The following is a 22,596-nucleotide window of genomic DNA, read 5'->3' on the forward strand; positions in this document are numbered from 1 at the left end:
AACCTTTGGTGAACGGCCGTGGGGTTTTTCTCCGGCGCGTCAAGGCAGTTTCAAGCTGGGCACTGCCGCTTTGCCTTGTGCGGTCAGCACCGGCTCCAACTGCTCCCAGGTGAAGGCCAAGTCGTTGTCGCAACCGTCACCATTGGCCGGTGTCGAGAGTTGCAGGCCCTGGGTGTTGAAGCTCAGGTGAAAATTGGAGTAATCGGTAATCGCGGGGCAGCCCTCGTCGGTGGTGGTTTGCTTGGCCAGCCAAGTGCTGAAGGCGGCCGGCAGCTTCAAATGGCCGGAATAGGCGTCATGCCATTGCTGATGGCCGCCGAGCCAGGTCCATGGGTCCACACTCTCGCCGGTTTGCAAGTTCCAGGAGTGCAGGCCCCAACTGATGCCCATGGCGCCTTGGCCTGCGGCCCAGCGGTAGAACCGCACGGTGAGAAATTGCGATGACCAATAGGCAGGCTCAACCTCGATCTCACTGGTATAGACCGAGCCGTTTCGACCCAGGTATTCACGCCGCTCATAAAAATAGTCGGTTAGATCTTCGTCATTGACGGCCAACGCGGCGAGTTGCTGGTTGATCTTCTGCACCGCCGGGCCATCGCCCTCCAGCTTGAGCGTGACGCGGGGGCCTTGGGTCTTGAGCTGGTAGGTGTGGTTGTGGAAAGTCTTCTTCTCAGTCTTGATCGGCAGCGGCGCGGCTTCCATGGGCGCGTTATAGGCATCGCTACCGCAGCCGTCCGTACCAATGCGGCGCAGGGCCAGTGGCAGCGGCGCACCGCCGTCGGTTTTGCTCCAAGCACCAGAAAGAGTATCGCCCTGAGGTTTTTGCAGGGCCCAGAAACCGGTGTTGCCTTCCTCCACCCAAGGCGCGTTGTCGTTGGCCTGGGTCAGTTGAATCGGGGTACGGATGCGCTGGTAGTAATAACTGCCATGCTCCCCGTCGGCGCCGTTGAAACAGACGGTGATAGCGGATTTGCCCAAGGTGCCTTGCCAAACCCCGGCCAACTCGGCAGCGGTGGCGAGCAAGGGCATGACGGTGAGGGCGACGACGGCGAAGGGCTTGAACACGGGTATCTGACTTCCGGTTGTCTGATAAAGGCCGTCAGGGTAATGGGAAGTGTGAGGGGATGCCAGCGGGCGAGATACGCTGAGGCAGCTCGCCCTTTTGTGTGTTTTAGGGCTGTGGCGTCTGGCTGGTGAATGGTTGGGTGTTCAAGACTCGTTCTACCAGTAGCTCACCCAGAACGATCAATTGTTGGGCGCCCAGCAACTTGTGGCGGTGCGCGCCTTCAAGTTCGAAAGCCAGGTCGGTGGTCATCGCGTTGAGGGAGGCGAGGGTTTCGCTGGCTTGGATTAGCAGGGTTTCGGGGTGGATGTTTTCGGCGAGGGTGAAGAGGGTGGTTGGGGGATTGGGGGTGTTTTTTTTCATGGCTCAAACTCCTTGATTGATGGAGTCGCCAGACATCGCTGCTAAACGAAAAGGGTGGCGACCGTACGCGGGTTAGCAGACCAGGAATCAAGGAACCCGGCGCACCCGAAAGTGCCCCACGCACAGCCGCCATAAAACGAACCAGCGGATGCTGAAAGCATCGCTCGAACGGATGGTGGCTTTGCAGGCCTTGATATTAACCGAGCTGCTAAACCCGGTCGCTGATTTTGCAGCGACAGGGGGAGGCTAGGCTTGTTGGTTGGGGGGCGCTAGTTCATCAATCGCCCGGCAACTTGCAGGAAAATTCCGAAGCCCGGCCCTGTTGACCTCCCCGCCGTCAGGCTCTGTAAAAACTCCAGTCCTCAGCCTGAACCAACTGGCAGAACGGCCCGTTGAGCGTGGCATTGTGATGAGCCACGATAGCCTCGGCTTTCATCAAGGGCGTATCAGAACAGGTATGACCGTCGGCGATAAGCACCGCATCAAAGCCAAGATCACGTGCGGCACGGCAGGTGCTGTCGACGCAGTATTGCGTTTTCATCCCAGTGACTACCACGCCGGTGGCGCCGCTGGAGCGCAGATTGTCCGCTAGGTCAGTCATTGCAAAAGCGTTAGGCCGACGCTTTTCGAACACCACTTCCCCACCCAGCAGCTTCAGTTCCTCTGCAATCAGCGTAAGCGGGCTGCCCGATTCGATTGGCGAGCCTGCGGGCCCGATATGACGCGCGAGAAAAATCGGCGCGCCTGCGCTGCGGGCCTTGTCCATCAGGGTATTGAGGGTTTCCAACAGCTCGTCGCAGCGCCAGGGTTTTTCCGGGCCGTGGATGAGTCCGACTTGGATATCCAGTATCAACAGGGCGTACATGGGTGCATCTCCTTGCGTGTGAACCAGCGACACAAGGCACAAAAAAAGGCCCTGTCCATCGCTGGCGGGCCTTTGAAGTGTTCGTTTGTTATTGGCTCACGACACCTCGCACGCTCCGCTTGATGCGGTCGTGGTGGTGGTTGTCGAGGTGAGGCAATAGGCAGTCATGGGGCGACACTAGCATTGTGGTTGATGGAATGCCAGGTACAAAAAAGACGTCTTTGGACGTCTTTTTTGTTGATTCCGGGGGAAGCTGAAAAGTTTTTTCACCTTATTAATTTATAAAAGTTGAGCTGGAATATTTTGTAAGAAGTTTCCTCTTTTTTGGTAGGCTTTTTCCATCAGTCGAGAGGAAATGGAATGCCCGCAGTCATCGTTGAAAACGACACATCGCAATGGCAAGACGAGACCGGTGCTGTCTATCACTTCCCCAAGCGGTACCAAGCCTGGCTTGCTGAGGGAACCGAAGTGATCTATTACAAAGGACGCATCAAGGACAAAACCTTTGCTTCTGTCCGCCTCAGCACCGATCCGCATTATTTTGGTATGGCACGCATCGGCAAGGTCTACGCAGACCGGAAGAGTGATAAGGGTGACCTTTTTGCTTTGATCGAAAACTTCACTCCGTTTGAAGGCGCTATCCCCTCGAAAATTAACGGAGCGTACCTGGAGACGATCCCCGCTACTCGCGTGAACAACTATTGGCGTGACGGGGTTCGGTCCGTTTCCCAACTGGATTACGATGCAATCCTAAGTCATGCGAAGCTCCTGTCTCCCCAGGCTGACCAGGTTGCGCCAAATTCCGAAGGCGATTCATTGACCTTTGAATCGGCCAATGAAGGCAGCAAGTCAAGTTACTTTGGAACCCGTTACGAACGCCGGAAAGATCTGAGGATGAAGGCCATTGCTATTCACGGGCTTGACTGCAAGGCATGTGGCTTTGATTTCGAACAGGCGTACGGCGAGCACGCGAGGGGCTTCATTCACGTTCACCATATAGTGCCGATTTCGGACTTTGGTGGTGAGAAAACCGTGAATCCTGAGACCGACCTCGTTACGTTGTGCGCCAACTGTCACGCCGTTGTCCATCGCAAGCGGGATATGACGCTGAGCGTTAATGAGCTGAAAGGCATGTTGCGCGGGCGATGGGTAATCGAGCCTTAGCTTTCTACTGTGTTCAGCCTACGGTTGTGAGGCTGAATCCTGGATAGTGACATCCTACCGGCGGGCCCATTAGCCGTTAATGTAACCGGCAAGCCGGCTTTCAAAGTATTGCGCAGTCTCCTGATCGGTACAGTGTAGGTAGCAGCCTTTCATCCCACTGGAAAATGGGACTGGAACAAGGAGGCGGGTTTATTTTTCCCCATATTTACTGGACTTCAGGCACACAAAAAACGTCCATAGACGTCTTTTTTCGTTCGTTTTGGCCGGGGCAATCTGAATTGATGTTCTATCTCATTGATTATTATCATTAAATTTATTTTTATATTTTGATTGGAATACCTCACGAGATAGCCATGCTCTGGCCCGTCGCTTGTAATCGGTTTTACACCCTTGGTTCTCATCTATGAGTTACGCTTAATGAGAGGCTGAAGGTGGTGAGTGGCAGAAACTGGCCGGGTCTGTTGCAAAAGTAGATCCCCTTTCTGACCTTCGGCAGAATCTCAGCATTGGTCGGCGGGGGGACCAGACAGCGTGGCACAGTTATCGAGTGGGCAGGGGCGCTTGTTTTACTCGTTCAACCTTGAAGATCACACCCCAGCCAATCATTTTCTGCGCAGCATTTATTCGTGTCTCGATCTGAGCGACTTTCGGAATTACCTCGCCGACTTCTATAGCCCGATTGGACGTCCGTCGATGATCCTGAGCTGATGATCCGCATGCTGATCGTGGGTTATTGCTACGGCATTCGCTCCGAGCCGCGGTTGTGCGAAGAAGCCTGTTTGAACCTGGCGTATCGCTGGTTTGCCGATGGTGCCTTGAAGATGAAGTCCCTAATCAGTCGACGTTTTCCAAGAACCGACACGGCCGTTTTCGGGGCAGCGATCTGTTTCACTGGTTGTTCAATGAACTGCTGGAGCGCCGCATGGACGCCGGCTTGGTTAAAGCACCCGTGCCATGCAGAGTACCTTGAAGCGCTCGATGAAGAGGCTATGGCCGAAACGCAACCTATCTCTGACTTGCGGTACGAGTTAGCGCATAAGGGGCAGTTCAATAGTCTCGCTCAATTACGCTTAATTTCGGTACTATCCAGATTATCTAAATATTTTGGATAGTTTAGAAATGGATTTCACGCCGATTATCGTGCAGGTCATGGGACATGCTGAGCTGGCTTATTCCACCCAAGCTGCACATCACGCGATTAAAGTCGCCTTGGGCCATGGGTGATGGCTGCGAACTCTTGCTGCGGCTGTTTGCTCACTGGCAACTGGATGCGCATACCTACCACCGCGAGCACGTGCAAAACCTAAAAAACAGCCAATCGGCAATGCCCGAAATGCGGTAACGTTCTAGTTATTCGCACCCGTAAAATAGTGGCTGATGCCGGCCAACAATTCTGAGTCTGCTCGACCTTCCCCAAATACCGCATCGCGCAGACGTCTGACACCATCTAGTGACGCCCAGAACGCTCATTCAAAGGAGAAATTAATGGAGCTTATGAACCAGCCCTTTACCGGGCAGCTTGGAAACCGTTTGATCGAGCTGCTCGACTCATCGGACTATCACACCCTGAACATCGCGGTCGCCTTCGCAAAGAACAGCGGCGTTCTCAGAATCAAGGACTCGCTCGAAAGGTTCAGAAAACAGGGGGGGAAGGTAAATGTTTACGTCGGCGTCGACCTAGGCGGGACGTCGTACGAAGCTCTTACAGCTTTGCTACTTCATACTGATTCGTTGAATGTTGTCCACTCTGAAACAGGCCAAACATTCCATCCAAAAATCTACCAATTTGTGGGTAAGGACAAGGGACTGTTAGTGGTTGGCTCACACAATTTGACCGGAGGCGGCCTGTGGACTAACTTCGAAAGCTCAGTACTCATCCCGGTAGATGGATCGGGGGCCAATGACGTGAAAATACTGAAGGGGTTGGATGACTACATCGAGAATCTAACCTTACTCAAAGACTCATTCATGTCGATAGGCGCACAAGACGACATACATAAGCTCCTCCAAAACGGCTACATATTTAACGAAGCGATCGAGCAAATACGCCGAGCGAAAGCTGCCACACAGGATGGAGCTCTGGGGCGTCTATTCGGTGACGGTGCCCCTGCAAAGCTACCTCGCCTTACCATACCGAAGAGCAAGAAAGCGGCCTCGGTATCCGCTGCCCCAGCAAGTCCTATCTCACCACCCCAAAGTGATGCGGATCAGACTATTTGGTTTGAAACGAGGAAGATGACTGGCGGATCACGAAATATCCTTGATCTGTCAATGAAGTCTCTGGTTGAGAGCGGGGACCCCACAGGGACCTATTTTGATCTTGGCGAACCAGGGTTCATGCAAGGCGGGGTCATGTTTTTTGGTCTAAATCCTACAGATACTGCTAAGGGTAAAGATATTACCATTAACTTCGAGGGGGTTGACTACGCAGGCAACACCATACTCTTTCCTGATGGAGAAAAGGCAAATGGTACGTGGAGACTCCAAGTAAAAGGCGAAAACTCTTCTAAAGTTAAGATTACTGAAACTTTTAAAGACCTTAACACTGCCGAAGCTGAGCGCTATGGTGCCAAAGGTGAGCTACTGCTCTACTTGCAATTCAAGATAATTACCTTTGCTAAGATTCAGGATGATTACTACTTTATGTCTGTATTTCCAGAGTCTGAGCTTGAAAACTTCCGGGAAGTTTCAAGAATCACGGCTCGAAACGGGAGAACAAATCAAGCTAGGCAGCTTGGCCTGCTCTAGAGGCGACTTAGCCATTCCTGGTGTTTTACTTTCCGAATTCCGCTAATGCCGCCGTTTGCCCCCCCGAACTTGAGCATCACAGCGTTGTCACTCAACGGAGCTCCTTCGGAAACGAACAAAGGGACCTGGTTTGCTTCGCGAAAGCGGTTTATGAACGATGTTACATCGAAGCTGAACGCATACCTTGTCGTGCTTTGATATGGCGGGTCTATATACACGACAGCATTGCTGGGAAAGGGGTCACTTAGGATCGTCATGATATCCATGTTGAGACAGGTCACTCCTTTCATTCCAGTCACGAGCGCATCGATTCTGCGACGCAGCTCGGCTGAAGAGGGTTGCATTGGATTCGCAGGGCTGCGGCGTATGCTAGTCGCGGTTGGTTCCCAGTAGTCCCGAAAGCACGCATTGGCCCAACGTTCTCCGTTGCGAAAAATTTGCTTTCCACCAAAGGAGCAGGCCTGAAGTACCGGATAAAATTCTACCTCATGGTCACCTACCGGGAGCGCCGATAACGACAACATGTGAGCCTTAAGATCGCGCTTATCAATCGGCAGCTCTGACAAAAATCGATCAAACACGTCCATATTGAACGTACCGGATCCAATCGCGGACCAGAAGGCCCCCCAAGAGCTGATGTCGAGCATCCAAATGCGTGATGGATCGACCCCTCTGTTAACCAGCTCGATTGACACCGCGCCAGATCCGCAGCACAGGTCGTAGAATCGCGAGTCCGGCCCTGGGGCGGCCTTGAGCAGATGGTCGACGATCTGAGCCGCTACGCGCTGCTTGCCGCCCTGATATGCGCAAGGTACGCGCATTACACAGCTCATGAGGATTTCCTGCGGATCAGAATTCGTACATATACGCGCCGACCGTTTATGATACCGACACCTCCCTTGTCCTCAGGATGCGGACGATACCCAACTCTTGCAAGAGTCTTAGCAGGTACGTTGCTGCGCGCGTTACCGTTGGCAAGCATAACGATCTCGAACTGATCAGGACTGTATTTGTCTAGGAAAGTGATCGGCACGCCCATGATCCCGTCGTAGTCGATAGGAATATTTTGGGTGCGCCCAACGTCGATAGCATCGTAGTTCTCGTAATGTGGGTACTCTTCCGGCGTATATCGTCGAGTCAATACTATGGGATCGTGCCGCCTGCTAGTGTCCAAGTTGGTAAACCAGCGTACGCCCTTCACCCGGATGAAGCGTCGCCCTCTCTCGTCTATACCACAGCCAGCTGCGTTTAGCGGGTAGCTATCAGGCACATAAAATTTACGATCCCCGGAGCGTATGGATTCCCCATACCAGACTTTATCGTCACGAAAGAGCGGAAAAACCTCCCTGTACGTCACAGCATTCATGTTTCCAAGGATAATGAAATACTTTTCGTGACGCTCCAGCAGGCTAATGTACTCGCGGAAGAGGCTGAAGGGTGGATTGGTGACCACTACATCTGCGCCCTCAAGCAAAGCTTCGCATTCGTCGGACCGAAAATCGCCATCACCTGCAAGATACACTAGAGAGTTGCCTGGCATAGCAAACAAGGACTCTAAATCCAGCGAACCGTCTGGCCTCACAAGCGTTTCGTCAGGTACTTCGGTTACTACCGCCTTGTAGGCGCCCGGCCCCCCCTCTAGTGGATACTCCTGCCCTGCGATTGGAGAGCTTGCGTAGCATGTGGATGTCAGCCCCGCTAGCCCGATGTTGTTGAAGTGAAGCACAAAGAACCGGAAGAAGGCCGATTCAAAAGGGTCATCACAGTTACAAAGTATGGTCTTTCCCTTTAGCTGCTCTCGATGCTTCACCATTTCTCTAGCGACGTCCTCATACTGCGTATAGAACTCATCCTTCTTGACGATAAACGCATGATTGAGTGTCGCATTTCCGGATTTAGAGTCTAGTTTTGGTCGTTCTATCTTCATATCAAATGGCATGGTGCCCTCGCGAACCACCGCTTTAAGAAAACTATTAATTGCGGCGGACATGCTGATGCCAATCGAGTCGAACACCTCGCCGGCGCATCTCTTGACGTCTAGGTCGATGCGTATTGTCGTAGTGGGCTTGATCGACATATTTGAAACTCCTCATGCGACATACAATGTAGCACACTTGAAGAGTAACAGTTTCGCCATTTTTCACCCGGTTCGTAAGCCAGCGGCATTACACCTAGCCGGCGGATACCCAGCTGTGCTGCAGCAGCTAGGCCAGAGCACTGACGTTCACCGTCGGTAGTCGTACCAGCACATCCTAAGATTTTGTTAGCCAGACAGTTGGCGCTGGTGCGATTTTGACCTGTGGAAAAAGGGACGGATTTATTTTTCCCTAATGTCTCGTCCTTGTCCCGTTCGCATAAGGTTTACACCTTCTGATCTGTTTTTCAGGCACAAAAAAAGACGTCCATGGACGTCTTTAGATGATGAATTGGTGGAGCCGGGGGGATTTGAACCCCCGTCCGCCAGTACTCCGCTGTCGGTACTACATGCGTAGCCGTTTCTATTAAGTTAACCCTCAGCGACCCGAAGGGCAGGGTGCTTTGGGCGAGTTGTGTAAGTTTTAGCCGCTTCGTCCACAACGTACTGCACGGCGATTCTGTTCTATATGACAATCACTTTGGGTTTACAGACATCCCCTGGTGATTGCTGGACCCGAAGGTACCAGAAGCTCAGGGCTAAGGCTGCTTACGCAGCGAGAGCGAATTCCTGGCCGTAGTTTTCGTCATTGGCAACTATAAGAAGTTGCAACAGTGGATTTACGAGTTCTGTTACCAACTCGGCATGCACCTAAAGTTTCGCGACCGGCGTCGAATCCTAAACGGCCCCGTGCTTGTAACTCGTTGTTTCTTAGTGAGTGACAAGCCTGTGCAGTGTACGCCAAAACGTCAGCGAAGGCCAACCCGAAGGTTGGCCCTCTCGCTTACTGGCCGCCTTTCTCGCTGTTCTGTAGGTCTTGCAGGGCCTTGGAGGTGATTTCGATGCACTTCTTCTCATCACCGGCGGCGTGGGCGGCCTTGGCCTGGGAGACGGCGGTGTCTATTTCGCCACTTTTACCGCTGGTGTCGGTGGCGAGCAGGGCTTTGCCGTTGTTGATTTTGTCCAGGTTGATCTGGCACAGGTCTTTGTCACCGGCGGCGAAAGCAGGGGAGGCGAGCATCGCAGCGGTCATGAACAAGCCAGCAAGAGCGGAACGCTTCATAGGGTGTCTCCTTGCGCAAAAGGGCTCGACGCTGCTGGCGTGCAACCGCTGCCAGCGACATCACTGAGGGGCCTCGTTTGTCGAGGCCTATGCAGATGACTGCGCCGGTGCGTCAGGGTTCGGTTTTTTTGCCGGGTCAGTGGGCGCGGGCGCGAGTGACTCGGTCGACCAGGTAAACCAGGCCGTGGTAGTCAATGCCACCATGCTGGCTCAGGCCGATCTCGCAGGTGCGGCTGGTGGAGATGCCTTCGCTGCAATATTGCACGGCGTCCTTGAGTGAGCGCAGGGAGTGGGCGTTGAGCTCTGGTGTGGTGAAGCCTTTGTCGCCGGCAAAGCCGCAGCAATGAATGCCTTCGGGGATCACCACGGTTTTTGCGCAGCGTCGTGCCAGTTCGATCAGGGCCTGGCTCTCGCCCAGGTGTTGGGTGCTGCAGGTGACGTGCACGGCGATGGGCGCTTCCTGGGGTGTGAAGTCGAGGCGGTCCATCAGGTGGGTGCGGATAAAGCGCACTGGGTCGTAGAGGTCCAGGCGCGTTTCTCCCAACTCTTGCACCAGGCGCAGGGTGCAGGGGCTGGTGTCGCAGTAGATCGGGTCCAGGCCGCCACGACTGGCGTGGAGCAGGGCGCCGATCAGTTCCTGGCGCTTGTGTTCGGCCTGCTCGGCGTAGCCTTTGGATGCGAAGGGTTGGCCGCAGCAGAGGCTGTCCTGGTTGTCGGGGAAGACCACTTGGTAGCCGGCTTTTTCCAGCAGTTGGCGGGTTTTGTCGTACAGCGACATTTGCTCTTTATCGCCGGCTGCCGGGCCCATGGCGCGGGAGACGCAGGCTGCCAGGTAAACCACGCGCGGGCGCGCGTCCGTCACTGCCGGACTGAAGCGGATGGCTTTTTCCGGCTGTGGCATGGCGTTGGTCCACTGCGGAATTTGCCCTTTGGACAGCTTGGTCAGCGTGCTCGAGAGCTTGGCCAGCCGTGGGGCGCCCAGCAACATGCGCGCACCGTTGGCGACGTGCAGGGTAAAGCGCGCACCTTGCAGCGCGGTGGCGAAATGGCTGGCGAGCCAGTCGGCGGTTTTCGTACGGTCGGCCTCGCGGCTGCGCAGCTTTTTCACCAAGTCGCCGGTATTGATGCCTACAGGGCAACGTTGCGCGCATAAGCCGGTGGCGGCGCAGGTGTCGATGCCCTGGTAGTGGTAGGCCGCTTCCAGTTCGGTGGTGTCCACGCCTGCGCGTTTTTTGGCCTGGATGTCGCGCCAGATCACGATGCGCTGGCGCGGGCTCAGGGTCAGGCCTTTTGACGGGCACACCGGCTCGCAGAACCCACACTCGATGCACTTATCCACAAGCTCATCGGCGGCGGGCAGGGGCTTGAGGTGTTTGAGGTGGATTTGCGGGTCTTCGCTGAGTACCACGTCGGGGTTGAGGATGCCGTTGGGGTCGAGCAGGCGCTTTAGCTGCCACATCAGTTGGTACGCGTCGCTGCCCCATTCCAGTTCAACGAAAGGGGCCATATTACGGCCGGTGCCGTGTTCGGCCTTCAGCGAGCCACCGAACTCCACGGCAACCAGTTGCGCGACGTCGTCCATGAACGCTTGATAGCGTGCGACTTCTTCGCTGCTGTTGAAGCCCTGGGTGAACACAAAGTGCAGATTGCCTTCCAGGGCATGTCCGAAAAGGATGGCTTCGTCGTAGTGATGTTTGTCGAACAGTGCGATCAAGCGGTTCACGCCAATCGCCAGTTGTTCTACCGGGAAGGTCACGTCTTCGATGATCACGGTGGTGCCGGTTTGGCGCACGGCACCTACGGCCGGGAAGGTGTCTTTGCGGATCGCCCACAGGCGGGCGTTTTCCAATGGGTCTTCGGTGAAGTCGACTTGTTTCTCCACGGGAAACGCCGCCAGGGACGCCATGATCCGCGTCAGTTGTTCGTGCAGCAGCGATGGCGAAGCGGCGCGGGATTCGATCAGCAGTGCGCAGGCGTTTTCCGATAGGTGCTGTACGAAAGCGGGCATGCCCGGTTTGTCCTGCACCGAACGCATGCTGCGTCGGTCCAGCAGTTCAACGGCAGAGACTGGCTGGGTTTTCAGCACGGTGACTGCGTTGCAGCAGGTTTCGACATCCGGGAAGATGATCAGCGCCGAAGCTTTGTTTGGGTGATCGATCACGGTGTCGTAGGTGATCGCACTGATAAACCCCAGGGTGCCCTCGGAGCCGACCAGCAGGTGGCTGAGGATATCCAGGGGGTCATCGAAATCCACCAAGGCATTGAGTGATAGGCCGGTGGTGTTTTTCAGGCGGTATTTGTGGCGGATCTTTGCCGCCAGCTCAGTATTTGCCCGTGTCTCGCGGCCCAATGTAGCCAGGCGTTCAAGCAGTGCGCTATGTGACTGGCGGAAGGCTTGCACGCTGGCGGCATCTTCGGTGTCCAGGCGGCTGCCATCGGCCAGCACCAGACGGATGCCCGCCAGGGTGTGGTAGGTGTTTTGCGCCGTGCCGCAGCACATGCCACTGGCGTTGTTGGCGACGATACCGCCGATCTTGCAAGCATTGATGGACGCAGGGTCCGGGCCGATCTTGCGCCCGAACGGTGCGAGCCAGGCGTTGGCCTGGGCGCCGATCACGCCGGGTTGCAGGCGAATCTGGGTGCCTTGCCCGCGAATTTCGCGGTGATTCCAGTTATCACCCAGCACGATCAGCACCGAGTCGCTGATGGCCTGGCCCGAGAGGCTGGTGCCTGCGGCACGGAAGGTCACCGGTACGCGGTCGCGCTGGGCCAGTTGCAGCAGTGTTACCACTTCGTCTTCTGACTCCACGCGGATCACCAGCTGTGGGATCAGTCGGTAGAAACTGGCGTCGGTGCCGAAGGCGAGGGTGGAAAGTGGATCGTCGAAGCGACGATCTTGCGGGATCAGTTGTGCGACGTCGCTCAGGAAAGCAGCAGGCAGGCTCATCGGTCCTCCAGAAATAGCAGACGCCGGAAGGATGCCCCAGCGTCGATTCTTACCCTATTACGTGCAGGTCTCAGTGCACCAGCATACCGGTGAACCAGTACGCCTGCGCCAAGGTGATCAGCCCGACGATGGTGGCAAAAAACAGGCTGTGCTTGAGGGTAAAGCGGAACAGGTCGGATTCCTTGCCCACCAGGCCGGTGGCGGCGCAGGCCACGGCGATCGATTGCGGCGAGATCATTTTGCCGGTCACGCCACCGCTGGTGTTCGCGGCTACCAGCAGGGTGTCGTTGACGCCGATCTGGTGCGCGGTAGTGGCTTGCAATGAGCTGAACAGGGCGTTGGATGAGGTATCGGAGCCTGTCAGGAAAACTCCCAGCCAACCAAGGAATGGCGAGAAGAACGGGAAGGCAGCACCGGTGCCGGCCAGAACCAGGGCCATGGTCGAGGACATGCCGGAGTAGTTGGTGACGAAGGCGAATGCCAGCACCATGCCGATGGACAGGATCGGCCAGCGCAACTCAAAGAAGGTCTCTTTTAAAGTGGTAAGACCAGTTTTGACGTCGATTTTCAACACCAGCATGGAGACCAGTGCCGAGAAGAAGATCGCAGTGCCGGTGGCAGATATCGGGTCCAGCTTGAATACGGCCGGGATCGCGGTGGGGTTGGTCACGATGGGCGCGACTTTAACCACCAGTTGATCCAGGTGCGGGATCGCGAAATTGAACACCCAGCCGTACATCGAACCGCCCGCGGCGAACAGGGCTTTGAAGGGTTTGAGGGTCCAGATAGTCACCAGTACGGTGAGGATCAGGAACGGTGACCACGCCTTGAAAATTTGCCCCAGGCTGTAGGGCGAAACCACGGTGTTGCGCGGCAAGCCGAAGCCGCCGGCGCTGGAGGTGACCGCCACGCTGGATGTAGCGCCGGCAATTTGTGCGCCTGCGGTGCGCTTGGGTTGCCAGACTTTCAGGAACAGCGTCAGGGCAATCAGGCTGGCGAGTGCCGAGGTGATGTCCGGCAGCTCTGGGCCAATGAAATTCGAGGTGAAATATTGGGTGACGGCAAAGCTCAAGCCGGCCACTAGGGCTGCCGGCCAGGTTTCGCGAACGCCACGCAGGCCGTCCATCATGAACACCAGCCAGAACGGCACGAACAGCGACAGCAGCGGCAGTTGGCGGCCGGTCATGGCGCCAATCTTGAACGCGTCAATACCGGTGACCTGGCCGGCGACGATGATCGGAATGCCCAACGCGCCGAAGGCCACAGGCGCGGTATTGGCGATCAGGCACAGGCCGGCGGCGTACAGCGGGTTGAAGCCCAGGCCCACCAGCAGCGCGGCGGTGATTGCCACGGGCGCGCCGAAACCGGCCGCGCCTTCGAGGAAGGCGCCAAAGCAAAAACCGATCAACAACACCTGCAAGCGCTGGTCGTCGGTGATCGACAGAACGGAGCTGCGGATGATTTCGAACTGGCCGCTCTTGACCGTCAATTTGTACAGGAATACCGCCGCGACGATGATCCAGGCGATGGGCCACAGGCCGTAGGCAAAACCGTAACCGGCCGCAGCCAGCGCCATGTCTACCGGCATCTGGAAGGCGAAAATGGCGACCAGGATCGACAGGGCCAAGGTGATGCTGCCGGCCACATGGCCTTTGAGGCGGAACACGGCCAGCGCCAGGAAGAAGAATACGATGGGAATGACGGCGGCCAGTGCGGACAGGCCGAGGCTGCCGAGTGGGCTGTAAAGCTGTTGCCAGGTTTGCATATGGGGTGGCCCCTGATTGTTGTTGTTTGGTGAGCTTGGGTAATTGGTAATACCAATTTACAATCGCTGTGGGCTAGATTAAGAGCCTGGGCAGGGGTGTGTCAATTTGCCGCCTGCGAAACTTTGGTCGTAGGTCGGGAGGCGGGGTGTTCTGATCGGCGAAATTGAAGGCGTTCTGATAGGTGCTGCCGGCACGTCGATAGGCCAGAATAGGGGCCCCGGCGAGTGATCGGGATGGCGGAGAGTGAGTTATGGGGTTTGATCAGGTGCGTCAGCGCCGTTTGTCTGACGATATTGTCGAGCAGCTTGAGGGGATGATTCTCGAGGGCACGCTGAAGTCGGGCGAGCGCTTGCCGGCCGAGCGCGCGTTGGCTGAGCGCTTTGGTGTGTCGCGCCCTTCGTTGCGTGAGGCGATTCAGAAGCTGGCGGCCAAGGGGTTGCTGGTCAGTCGCCAGGGCGGTGGCAACTATGTGGTGGACTCCCTGGGTTCGACCTTCAGCGATCCGCTGCTGCACTTGTTGGAAAGCAATCCCGAAGCGCAGCGCGATCTGCTGGAGTTTCGCCAGACCCTTGAGGCTTCGTGTGCTTATTACGCGGCGTTACGCGCCACGGAGGTTGACCGTGAACGGCTGACCGCAGCGTTTGAAGCGTTGCAGGATTGCTATGCGCGCGCCGACGAAGTGAGTCGAGTGGAGGAGGGTGCTGCGGATGCACGGTTTCACTTGGCGATTGCCGAAGCCAGTCATAACGCCGTGTTGCTGCACACCATTCGCGGGCTGTTCGACCTGCTCAAGCGTAACGTGGTGACGAATATTGGTGGCATGTACCAGCAGCGTACTGAGACCCGCGACATGCTGATCAATCAGCATCGGGACTTGTACCTGGCCATCATCGAGGGGCGGGCGGAGCAGGCGCGCGAAGTCTCGACACGGCATTTGCTGTATGTGCAGGAGGTATTGGAGGAGGTGCGTCAGGAGGTTCAACGCGTGGCTCGGGCGGAGCGACGCAAAGGGATGTAGCCCGCGTGGGCTACACCGTCACAAGGATTACTCTTCCTTGCCTTTGTTGCGCACGGCGCGATGCAGCTCGCGATTGGAATCGCGCTCGCGTTCGGTGTCGCGCTTGTCGTATTCCTTTTTGCCCTTGCCCAATGCGATCTCGCATTTGACCAAGTGCTTGCTCCAGTACCAGGACAAGCAGATGCACGCGTAGCCTTTTTGCTGCACGGCTGCGGCGAGCTTTTCGAGCTCGCGGGCATTGAGCAACAACTTGCGCGTACGCACCGGGTCGGCAATCACGTGGGTGCTCGCGGTGGTCAACGGGGTGATATGACTGCCAAGCAGCCATGCCTCGCCATCCTTGAGCAGCACATAACTGTCGACCAACTGCAGTTTGCTGGCACGCAGACTTTTTACTTCCCAGCCGGCCAGGACCAGACCAGCCTCGAACCGATGTTCGATGAAGTAATCGTGTCGCGCTTTTTTATTTTGCGCGATGGTCCCTGTGGGGTGTTTCTTTTGTTTAGCCATAGGGGCGGCATTATAGGGAGTTGCGAGCGTGTCGGCTACGGTCAACCTGTGTGCTTGAGCGAGTTGGACGAATCCCGGACAATGCGGGCAGTTCTTTGGTTTTTTTCTCTCGCGGATTGGGCTGTTCTTTCGCGATGTTTGCCTTAAGCAGTGGAAGTAACGCTCACATGACGACGCATATTCAACGTTCGGCCCTGTTGCCCTATCCGGCGCACGCGCTCTATGACCTGGTCAACGACGTGGCGCGTTACCCGGAGTTTCTGCCTTGGTGCTCGACAGCCGAGGTTCTGGAGAGCAGTGACGAGCACATGGTTGCCAGTGTGGGGGTGGCCAAGGGCGGCCTCAGCCAGCATTTTGTGACGCGCAATGTGCTGGTGCCGGGCCAATCCATCGAAATGAACCTGCAGGAAGGGCCGTTCACCCAACTGCACGGTGTGTGGGTGTTCAAGGCCCTGACGGACAAGGCTTGCAAGATCAGCCTGGATCTTTCGTTTGATTATGCCGGGCCGATTGTTCGTGCGACGTTGGGGCCTTTGTTCAATCAGGCAGCCAATACCCTGGTGGACGCGTTCTGTCAGCGCGCCAAGCAACTGCATGGTTGAGATTGAGGTGGTGTTCGCCGCTGAGGATCGCCAGGTGTTGCTGGGGGTAAAGGTGGCTGAAGGCACTAGTTTGCGCGAGGCGGTGCGAGCGTCGGGAATGGCGGCGCATTTTCCTGATGTTGATCTGGCTGATTGCCCGGTGGGTATATTTGGCAAGGTTGTCGTGGATGCCGGGGCGCGTTGCGTACAAGCGGGCGACCGTATTGAGATCTACCGGCCTTTGCTGGCCGACCCTAAAGAGGTGCGCAGGTTGCGCGCGGCCAAGGCGGCATTGGCCAGGCAAACGAATTCTTGAGCTTGCCAAATGGCAGCCTAGCTATCTGGAGCGCCGCGATCCAACTGTGGGAGCTGGCTTGCCTGCGATGACGCCCTGATAGCCGGCGCATATCTACCTGATGCCCACGATCCAAATGTGGAAGGGGGCGGTCCCGATAACGGATATGTACTCGATCTGATCCAGGATCCTGGTCGACTGTCAGATCGCTCGCAGGCAAGCCAGCTCCCACAGGTTCACGTCGCACCAAGGTTATGTAGATGCCTATGTAAATGGCAGGCAACAAAAAGCCCGGCATGCCGGGCTTTTTATCGAGCGCAAAATTATTGCGGGCTGGTGTCCAGAGGCTGAGGCGTCGGGACGGGCACGGTTTCCACGTTGTCGATGTCTTTCTGGATGGTGTCCAGCAACGAACCTGGCTTGGCCGGTACCTCGGATTTCGGTTTTTCGGCTTCTTGCGCAGGTGCGGTCACGTTGGTGCCGCTGTCCTTGCCCAGCAAGGCTTCATCGCGGCTTACGCCGGGCATGAAGTCACCGGACAGGCTCACGAGCTGGTCATTGCCATTGAAGATGACACTGACGCGCTCCTGCTGGCGTTCACCGCCACCAGGCTGCAGGCTGTAGAGATAATCCCAGCGATCGGCATGGAAAGTGTCGGTCAGCAGGGGATTGCCCATGATAAACCGTACTTGCCGTCGGGTCATTCCCGGGCGTAACTGGTCTATCATGTCCTGCGTGACGACATTGCCCTGCTGGATGTCGATTTTGTAAACCCCGGGGAATGAACAACCGGCGAGTGCGAGCAGTCCCACAAAGGTGAAACTGGTTAGCAAGAGCTTGGTGTTTTGCATCGGTGGGCGACTTCCACTATCTTGGCTGGGACAACGTAAACGCCGATCATACCCGTATTAAGAGAAGCTGCGAAGCAGCATCCGCGAGAAAGCTAACCATGGTTGAAAATAGCGAACTACGCAAAGCCGGTCTCAAAGTGACTCTGCCACGAGTCAAGATTCTACAAATGCTCGATTCTGCTGAGCAGCGCCACATGAGTGCCGAAGATGTTTACAAGGCGCTGATGGAGTCTAATGAGGACGTCGGCCTGGCCACGGTCTACCGTGTACTGACCCAGTTTGAAGCCGCAGGGCTGGTGGTTCGTCATAATTTCGACGGCGGTCATGCGGTGTTTGAATTGGCTGACGGTGGTCACCATGACCACATGGTTGACCTGGATACCAATGAGGTTATCGAGTTCACCAGCCCTGAAATCGAAGCGCTGCAGCACAAGATTGCTGAGGAGCACGGGTTCGATTTGGTCGACCACAATCTCGTGTTGTACATCCGTAAGAAAAAGTAAAAATCGACGCAGTTTTGCTTTGCGAAACGATTGAAGGCGACCCTCGGGTCGCCTTCGTGCTTTCTATAGAGTGGAAAATGTCGCTTCAGGCCTTCGCGGCTACCACCATTTTTTTCGCGTGAGCCAAGGACTCCTTGGTCAAGTCGATACCGCCGAGCATCCGCGCCACTTCTTCCACCCGTTCCGACTTGTTCAGCTTGGAGACGGCGGTGTGTGTCGCGTCGCTACCTCGAACCTTATGCACAAACAGGTGCTGATGCCCTTGGGCTGCCACTTGCGGCAAGTGGGTCACCGTAAGCACCTGGCCGCGATCCCCCAGGCGACGCAGCAATTGGCCAACAATTTCTGCGGTTGGCCCGCCAATGCCCACATCCACTTCATCGAATACCAGGGTGGGTACGCGTGAGGTCTGGGCGGTAATCACTTGGATCGCCAGGCTGATGCGCGAGAGTTCGCCGCCGGAGGCCACTTTGGCCAGGGCCCTGAGCGGTTGCCCGGGGTTGGCACTCACCAGCAGTTCGACGTGCTCCAGCCCATGAGGCTGCAATTCTTGAGTGGCGTTGGGGTGCAACTCGATGGTGAAGCGCCCGCCTGGCATGCCCAGGCGTTGGATTTCCAGCTCAACGGCGCTTGCCAGGCTAGTAGCTGCCTGCTGGCGCAGAGCGCTCAGCTCCCGGGCCTTTTCCTGATAATGACGGGCAAACGAAGCGAGCTCCTCGCCCAGTTGTTCGATGGATTCGTCGTTCGCGTTGAGTGTTTCGATTTCATCCAGCAGTTTCTGCTGCATGGTTGCGACTTCAGTCGGCTGGATTCGATGCTTGCGAGCCAGGGTATAAATAGTGTCCAGGCGCTCTTCTATTTCCTGCAGGCGAGCGGGGTCAGCGTCGAAGTGGTCCAGGAAGCGATTGAGTTCGCCCACGGCCTCTTCAACCTGGATCTGCGCGCTGGTCAACAGGGTGGTTGCTTCGCTCAGTGAGCCGGAAGCATTGTTCACACTGGACAGGCGGTTGAGGCTGGCGGTCAGTGCGTTGAGCACATTGCCGGAGTCGCTCTCGCTGCATTGCTCGACCACTTGGCGGCAGATGCCCAGCAAGGTTTCGGCGTTGGTCAGGTTCTTGTGTTCCTGCTCAAGTTGCTCCAGCTCTGTCTCACCCAGGCCAAGGCTTTCGAGCTCTTCCAATTGGTAGCTGAGCAACTGGTGGCGGGCGCGTTGTTCGTCGCCGGAGTTGGAGAGGCGTTCCAGTTCCTGGCGTGTCTGGCGCCAGCGTTGGGCGGCCAGTTGAACTTGCCGGGAAAGATCGGTGGCGCCGGCGTACTCATCGAGCAGGCGACGGTGGGTATCGGTTTTCAGCAGGGATTGGTGTTCGTGCTGGCTGTGGATATCGATCAGCAATTCGCCCAGGGCTTTCAGGTCGCCCAGTGGGCAAGGCGTGCCGTTGATATAGCCGCGGGAGCGCCCCTCGGCGGTGATCACCCGGCGCAGAATGCAGGGGCCTTCATTATTAAGGTCGCGCTCGGCCAGCCATGCTTCGGCTTCGGGGATGTCCGCCAGGTCGAAGGTGGCCAGGATGTCGGCCTTGTCGGAGCCAGGGCGTACCACGCCACTGTCGGCGCGGTCGCCAAGCGTCAGGCCGAGGGCGTCGAGCATGATCGACTTGCCGGCGCCGGTTTCGCCTGTGATTACGCTCATCCCGCGATCCAGTTCAAGATCCAGATGTTCAACGATGGCGTAGTTATGTACAGACAGGTGCACGAGCATGACGGCCGCTCCCAGGCTTTAGGTCTGGTTATTTATACAGTGTTTTGTTCAGGCCTGACAATCCTGACGCTTAGCTCGATTTGCTTGAGTCTCGTATTTTTTTAGCGCGATGTGGAATGAGGGAGAAGGAAATGATCCAGGTCAATCGAAAGACTTTTGGTAACGCCTGCGCCCTTGAACCTGAAAATTGTGGCCCCATATACCGGAGCAGAAGCGCGAGTTGAGTTCGCGCATGATTTTGAAAGGAGAAATCTATGGCTGACGAACAGACGCAGGATACGCAAACTCCAGACGCCAATTCGGCTGCCGGTGATGAACTGGCGACTCGTGTGCAAGTGCTCGAAGAGCAATTGGCCGCTGCGCAGGATCAATCGTTGCGTGTTGCCGCCGATCTGCAGAACGTCCGCCGCCGTGCCGAGCAGGATGTAGAGAAGGCTCACAAGTTCGCGCTGGAAAAATTCGCCGGTGACCTGCTGCCGATCATCGACAGCCTGGAGCGTGGTCTTGAGTTGTCCAACCCGGACGATGAAAACATCCGCCCAATGCGCGAAGGCATCGAGCTGACCCTGAAAATGTTCCAGGACACCCTGAAGCGTTATCAGTTGGAAGCTATCGATCCGCAAGCCGGCGAGCCGTTCAATGCTGAACATCACCAAGCCATGGCCATGCAGGAAAGCCATGACCTGGAACCCAATAGCGTCATCAAGGTGTTCCAGAAGGGCTACCAGCTCAACGGTCGCCTGATGCGTCCGGCAATGGTGGTGGTGAGCAAGGCTCCTTCACCCGTTGCACCTTCTATTGATGAGCAGGCTTGAAATTCGCCGCAAGGCCCCCATCTATAAGTCAAGCGTTTAAGTGCTACCGCAGTTAGCCAAAACTGCTGCGGCAACCAAATTCAAGTTTCGGGAGAGTAAATCATGGGCAAAATTATCGGTATCGACCTGGGGACCACCAACTCCTGCGTCTCAGTGCTGGAAAACGGCGTTGCAAAAGTTATTGAAAACGCCGAAGGCGCACGTACCACTCCGTCGATCATCGCTTACGCCAACGACGGTGAAATCCTCGTCGGTCAATCGGCCAAGCGTCAGGCGGTGACCAACCCGCACAACACCCTGTACGCGGTAAAGCGTCTGATCGGTCGTAAGTTCGACGAAGAAGTCGTACAGAAAGACATCAAGATGGTGCCTTACAAAATCGCCAAGGCCGACAACGGTGACGCCTGGGTTGAAGTGAACGGCCAGAAAATGTCGCCGCCGCAAATCTCGGCTGAAATCTTGAAAAAGATGAAGAAGACCGCCGAAGACTACCTCGGTGAAGCAGTGACTGAAGCGGTGATCACCGTTCCTGCCTACTTCAACGACAGCCAGCGTCAGGCCACCAAAGACGCCGGCCGCATCGCGGGCCTGGATGTAAAACGTATCATCAACGAACCAACCGCAGCCGCGCTGGCTTACGGTATGGACAAGGCCAAGGGCGACCACACCGTGATCGTTTACGACCTGGGTGGCGGTACGTTCGACGTCTCCGTGATCGAGATCGCAGAAGTTGACGGCGAGCACCAGTTCGAAGTGTTGGCCACCAACGGTGACACCTTCCTGGGTGGTGAAGACTTTGACATTCGTCTGATCGACTACCTCGTTGACGAATTCAAGAAAGAAAGCGGCATGAACCTCAAGGGTGACCCGCTGGCCATGCAGCGCCTGAAAGAAGCCGCTGAAAAAGCCAAGATCGAGCTGTCTTCCGCTCAGTCGACTGACGTGAACCTGCCGTACATCACTGCAGACGCTACCGGTCCTAAGCACTTGAACGTGAAGATCTCGCGTTCCAAGCTCGAAGCACTGGTTGAAGACCTGGTTCAGCGCACCATCGAGCCTTGCCGCATCGCGCTGAAAGACTCCGGTATCGACGTTGGCTCGATCAACGACGTGATCCTGGTGGGCGGTCAGACCCGTATGCCACTGGTTCAGAAGCTGGTCACCGAGTTCTTCGGCAAAGAAGCCCGTAAAGACGTGAACCCGGACGAAGCCGTTGCCATGGGGGCTGCCATCCAGGGTGCGGTATTGGCCGGTGACGTAAAAGACGTGCTGCTGCTGGACGTAAGCCCGCTGACCCTGGGTATCGAAACCATGGGTGGCGTGATGACTGCGCTGATCGAGAAAAACACCACGATTCCTACCAAGAAATCCCAGGTGTTCTCGACTGCCGATGACAACCAGGGCGCCGTGACTATCCACGTGCTGCAGGGCGAGCGTAAGCAAGCCGCACAGAACAAGTCCCTGGGCAAGTTCGACCTGGCTGAGATTCCACCAGCACCACGTGGCGTGCCACAAATCGAAGTGACCTTCGACATCGACGCCAACGGCATCCTGCACGTCGGCGCGAAAGACAAGGCCACCGGCAAAGAGCAGAAGATCACCATCAAGGCCAACTCCGGCCTGTCTGATGAAGAAATTCAACAGATGATCCGTGATGCTGAAACCAATGCTGAAGCCGACAAGAAGTTCGAAGAGTTGGCAGGCGCCCGTAACCAGGGTGACGCGCTGGTTCACTCGACGCGCAAAATGATCGCTGATGCTGGCGACAAAGTGACCGACGAAGAGAAAACTGCAATCGAAGCAGCAGTGGTTGCCCTGGAAGCCGCTATTAAAGGCGACGACAAGGCTGCCATCGAAGCCAAGGTTGAGGAACTGTCGAAAGTCTCCGCGCCAGTTGCTCAGAAAATGTACGCCGAGCAAGGCCAGCCGGCTGACGGCGCTGCGCAACAAGCAGAGCCTGAAGCCAAGCACGACGATGTTGTCGATGCCGAGTTCGAAGAAGTTAAAGACAACAAGTAAGTTGTCGCCCGGTTGACCGCGCACAAGCGGTGACTGGTAGGATGTCGCCGCGCGGGAGCTTGCTCCCGCGTTGGCGTGTCTGGGGTATGCGAATTTTTACAGCATGCGACAACGCTCGGATGCTGGCGGTGT

The 22,596-nt window shown here is 56.4% G+C and carries 19 protein-coding genes, 1 other RNA gene and 2 pseudogenes; 10 read left to right on the plus strand and 12 right to left on the minus strand.

Going from position 1 to position 22,596, the window contains the following annotated elements:
• Positions 1 to 39 precede the first annotated feature (39 nt).
• From BT204_RS22410 to BT204_RS22420, 3 genes are all read right to left on the minus strand, one after another.
• Positions 40 to 1,065 carry a hypothetical protein gene (locus BT204_RS22410; protein ID WP_072448322.1) on the minus strand — a complete coding sequence of 342 codons (1,026 nt, stop codon included), beginning with the start codon at positions 1,063 to 1,065 and terminating at the stop codon, positions 40 to 42.
• A gap of 106 nt (positions 1,066 to 1,171) precedes the next feature.
• On the minus strand, positions 1,172 to 1,426 hold the full coding sequence (locus BT204_RS22415; protein ID WP_072448324.1) for a DUF6124 family protein: 255 nt from the start codon (positions 1,424 to 1,426) through the stop codon (positions 1,172 to 1,174).
• Positions 1,427 to 1,763: 337 nt separating this feature from the next.
• Complete coding sequence (locus BT204_RS22420) at positions 1,764 to 2,291, minus strand: cysteine hydrolase family protein (protein WP_072448325.1); 528 nt, start codon at positions 2,289 to 2,291, stop codon at positions 1,764 to 1,766.
• 360 nt (positions 2,292 to 2,651) lie between these two features.
• Here BT204_RS22420 and BT204_RS22425 point away from each other — a divergent pair, with 360 nt between their 5' ends.
• From BT204_RS22425 to BT204_RS22440, 4 genes and pseudogenes are all read left to right on the plus strand, one after another.
• Positions 2,652 to 3,455, plus strand: coding sequence for an HNH endonuclease (locus tag BT204_RS22425; protein WP_072448327.1), 804 nt, complete (start codon positions 2,652 to 2,654; stop codon positions 3,453 to 3,455).
• A 531-nt stretch (positions 3,456 to 3,986) separates the two neighbouring features.
• Positions 3,987 to 4,398: pseudogene (locus BT204_RS22430) on the plus strand (transposase); the annotation flags it as partial.
• Between the two features lie 176 nt (positions 4,399 to 4,574).
• Positions 4,575 to 4,852 (plus strand): annotated as a pseudogene (locus tag BT204_RS22435) (hypothetical protein).
• An 88-nt stretch (positions 4,853 to 4,940) separates the two neighbouring features.
• Positions 4,941 to 6,203: a phospholipase D family protein gene (locus BT204_RS22440; RefSeq protein WP_072448331.1), complete on the plus strand. Its 1,263-nt coding sequence runs from the start codon at positions 4,941 to 4,943 to the stop codon at positions 6,201 to 6,203.
• On the opposite strand, the gene BT204_RS22445 is transcribed toward BT204_RS22440, so the two are convergent.
• The 6 genes from BT204_RS22445 to BT204_RS22470 form a co-directional block, all read right to left on the minus strand.
• Positions 6,200 to 7,024: a DNA adenine methylase gene (locus tag BT204_RS22445; protein WP_199772300.1), complete on the minus strand. Its 825-nt coding sequence runs from the start codon at positions 7,022 to 7,024 to the stop codon at positions 6,200 to 6,202. The two genes, BT204_RS22440 and BT204_RS22445, sit on opposite strands and share 4 nt — an antisense overlap.
• 8 nt (positions 7,025 to 7,032) lie before the next feature.
• Positions 7,033 to 8,280 (minus strand): type II toxin-antitoxin system RelB/DinJ family antitoxin, encoded by a 1,248-nt coding sequence (locus BT204_RS22450; RefSeq protein ID WP_072448335.1) that lies wholly within the window; start codon positions 8,278 to 8,280, stop codon positions 7,033 to 7,035.
• A 350-nt stretch (positions 8,281 to 8,630) separates the two neighbouring features.
• Positions 8,631 to 9,027, minus strand: a transfer-messenger RNA (tmRNA) gene (gene ssrA, locus BT204_RS22455).
• A gap of 94 nt (positions 9,028 to 9,121) precedes the next feature.
• Complete coding sequence (locus BT204_RS22460; protein WP_020301768.1) at positions 9,122 to 9,400, minus strand: hypothetical protein; 279 nt, start codon at positions 9,398 to 9,400, stop codon at positions 9,122 to 9,124.
• A 136-nt stretch (positions 9,401 to 9,536) separates the two neighbouring features.
• Entirely contained in the window at positions 9,537 to 12,347 is a 2,811-nt protein-coding gene (locus BT204_RS22465; protein ID WP_072448336.1) for an FAD-binding and (Fe-S)-binding domain-containing protein, read from the minus strand.
• A gap of 70 nt (positions 12,348 to 12,417) precedes the next feature.
• Positions 12,418 to 14,112, minus strand: coding sequence for a lactate permease LctP family transporter (locus BT204_RS22470; RefSeq protein WP_020301770.1), 1,695 nt, complete (start codon positions 14,110 to 14,112; stop codon positions 12,418 to 12,420).
• A gap of 251 nt (positions 14,113 to 14,363) precedes the next feature.
• Between BT204_RS22470 and BT204_RS22475 the strand changes: the two genes are divergently transcribed.
• A complete protein-coding gene (locus BT204_RS22475) occupies positions 14,364 to 15,131 on the plus strand; it encodes an FCD domain-containing protein (RefSeq protein ID WP_014719963.1) in 768 nt (255 codons plus the stop codon).
• A 27-nt stretch (positions 15,132 to 15,158) separates the two neighbouring features.
• Here the strand turns inward: BT204_RS22475 and smpB are convergent, their stop codons facing one another.
• Positions 15,159 to 15,641, minus strand: a complete 483-nt coding sequence (gene smpB, locus BT204_RS22480; RefSeq protein ID WP_003176160.1) for an SsrA-binding protein SmpB — start codon at positions 15,639 to 15,641, stop codon at positions 15,159 to 15,161.
• Between the two features lie 167 nt (positions 15,642 to 15,808).
• Here smpB and BT204_RS22485 point away from each other — a divergent pair, with 167 nt between their 5' ends.
• Positions 15,809 to 16,243 (plus strand): type II toxin-antitoxin system RatA family toxin, encoded by a 435-nt coding sequence (locus BT204_RS22485; RefSeq protein WP_057975473.1) that lies wholly within the window; start codon positions 15,809 to 15,811, stop codon positions 16,241 to 16,243.
• On the plus strand, positions 16,236 to 16,538 hold the full coding sequence (locus tag BT204_RS22490; RefSeq protein WP_072448338.1) for an RnfH family protein: 303 nt from the start codon (positions 16,236 to 16,238) through the stop codon (positions 16,536 to 16,538). Before BT204_RS22485 ends, BT204_RS22490 begins: the two co-directional genes overlap by 8 nt.
• Positions 16,539 to 16,840: 302 nt before the next feature.
• On the opposite strand, the gene BT204_RS22495 is transcribed toward BT204_RS22490, so the two are convergent.
• Complete coding sequence (locus tag BT204_RS22495) at positions 16,841 to 17,368, minus strand: outer membrane protein assembly factor BamE (protein WP_034126997.1); 528 nt, start codon at positions 17,366 to 17,368, stop codon at positions 16,841 to 16,843.
• A gap of 98 nt (positions 17,369 to 17,466) precedes the next feature.
• Here BT204_RS22495 and fur point away from each other — a divergent pair, with 98 nt between their 5' ends.
• Positions 17,467 to 17,871: a ferric iron uptake transcriptional regulator gene (gene fur / locus BT204_RS22500; protein WP_003194220.1), complete on the plus strand. Its 405-nt coding sequence runs from the start codon at positions 17,467 to 17,469 to the stop codon at positions 17,869 to 17,871.
• An 85-nt stretch (positions 17,872 to 17,956) separates the two neighbouring features.
• Here the strand turns inward: fur and recN are convergent, their stop codons facing one another.
• Positions 17,957 to 19,630, minus strand: a complete 1,674-nt coding sequence (recN, locus tag BT204_RS22505; protein WP_072448340.1) for a DNA repair protein RecN — start codon at positions 19,628 to 19,630, stop codon at positions 17,957 to 17,959.
• A gap of 254 nt (positions 19,631 to 19,884) precedes the next feature.
• Here recN and grpE point away from each other — a divergent pair, with 254 nt between their 5' ends.
• Both grpE and dnaK read left to right on the plus strand, forming a co-directional pair.
• Positions 19,885 to 20,445: a nucleotide exchange factor GrpE gene (gene grpE, locus BT204_RS22510; RefSeq protein ID WP_034126999.1), complete on the plus strand. Its 561-nt coding sequence runs from the start codon at positions 19,885 to 19,887 to the stop codon at positions 20,443 to 20,445.
• A 102-nt stretch (positions 20,446 to 20,547) separates the two neighbouring features.
• Positions 20,548 to 22,464, plus strand: a complete 1,917-nt coding sequence (gene dnaK, locus BT204_RS22515) for a molecular chaperone DnaK (RefSeq protein ID WP_014719959.1) — start codon at positions 20,548 to 20,550, stop codon at positions 22,462 to 22,464.
• The last annotated feature ends 132 nt before the right edge of the window (positions 22,465 to 22,596 follow it).

This window comes from Pseudomonas sp. NFPP02, from assembly GCF_900119355.1.
Taxonomy (GTDB): domain Bacteria; phylum Pseudomonadota; class Gammaproteobacteria; order Pseudomonadales; family Pseudomonadaceae; genus Aquipseudomonas; species Aquipseudomonas paracarnis.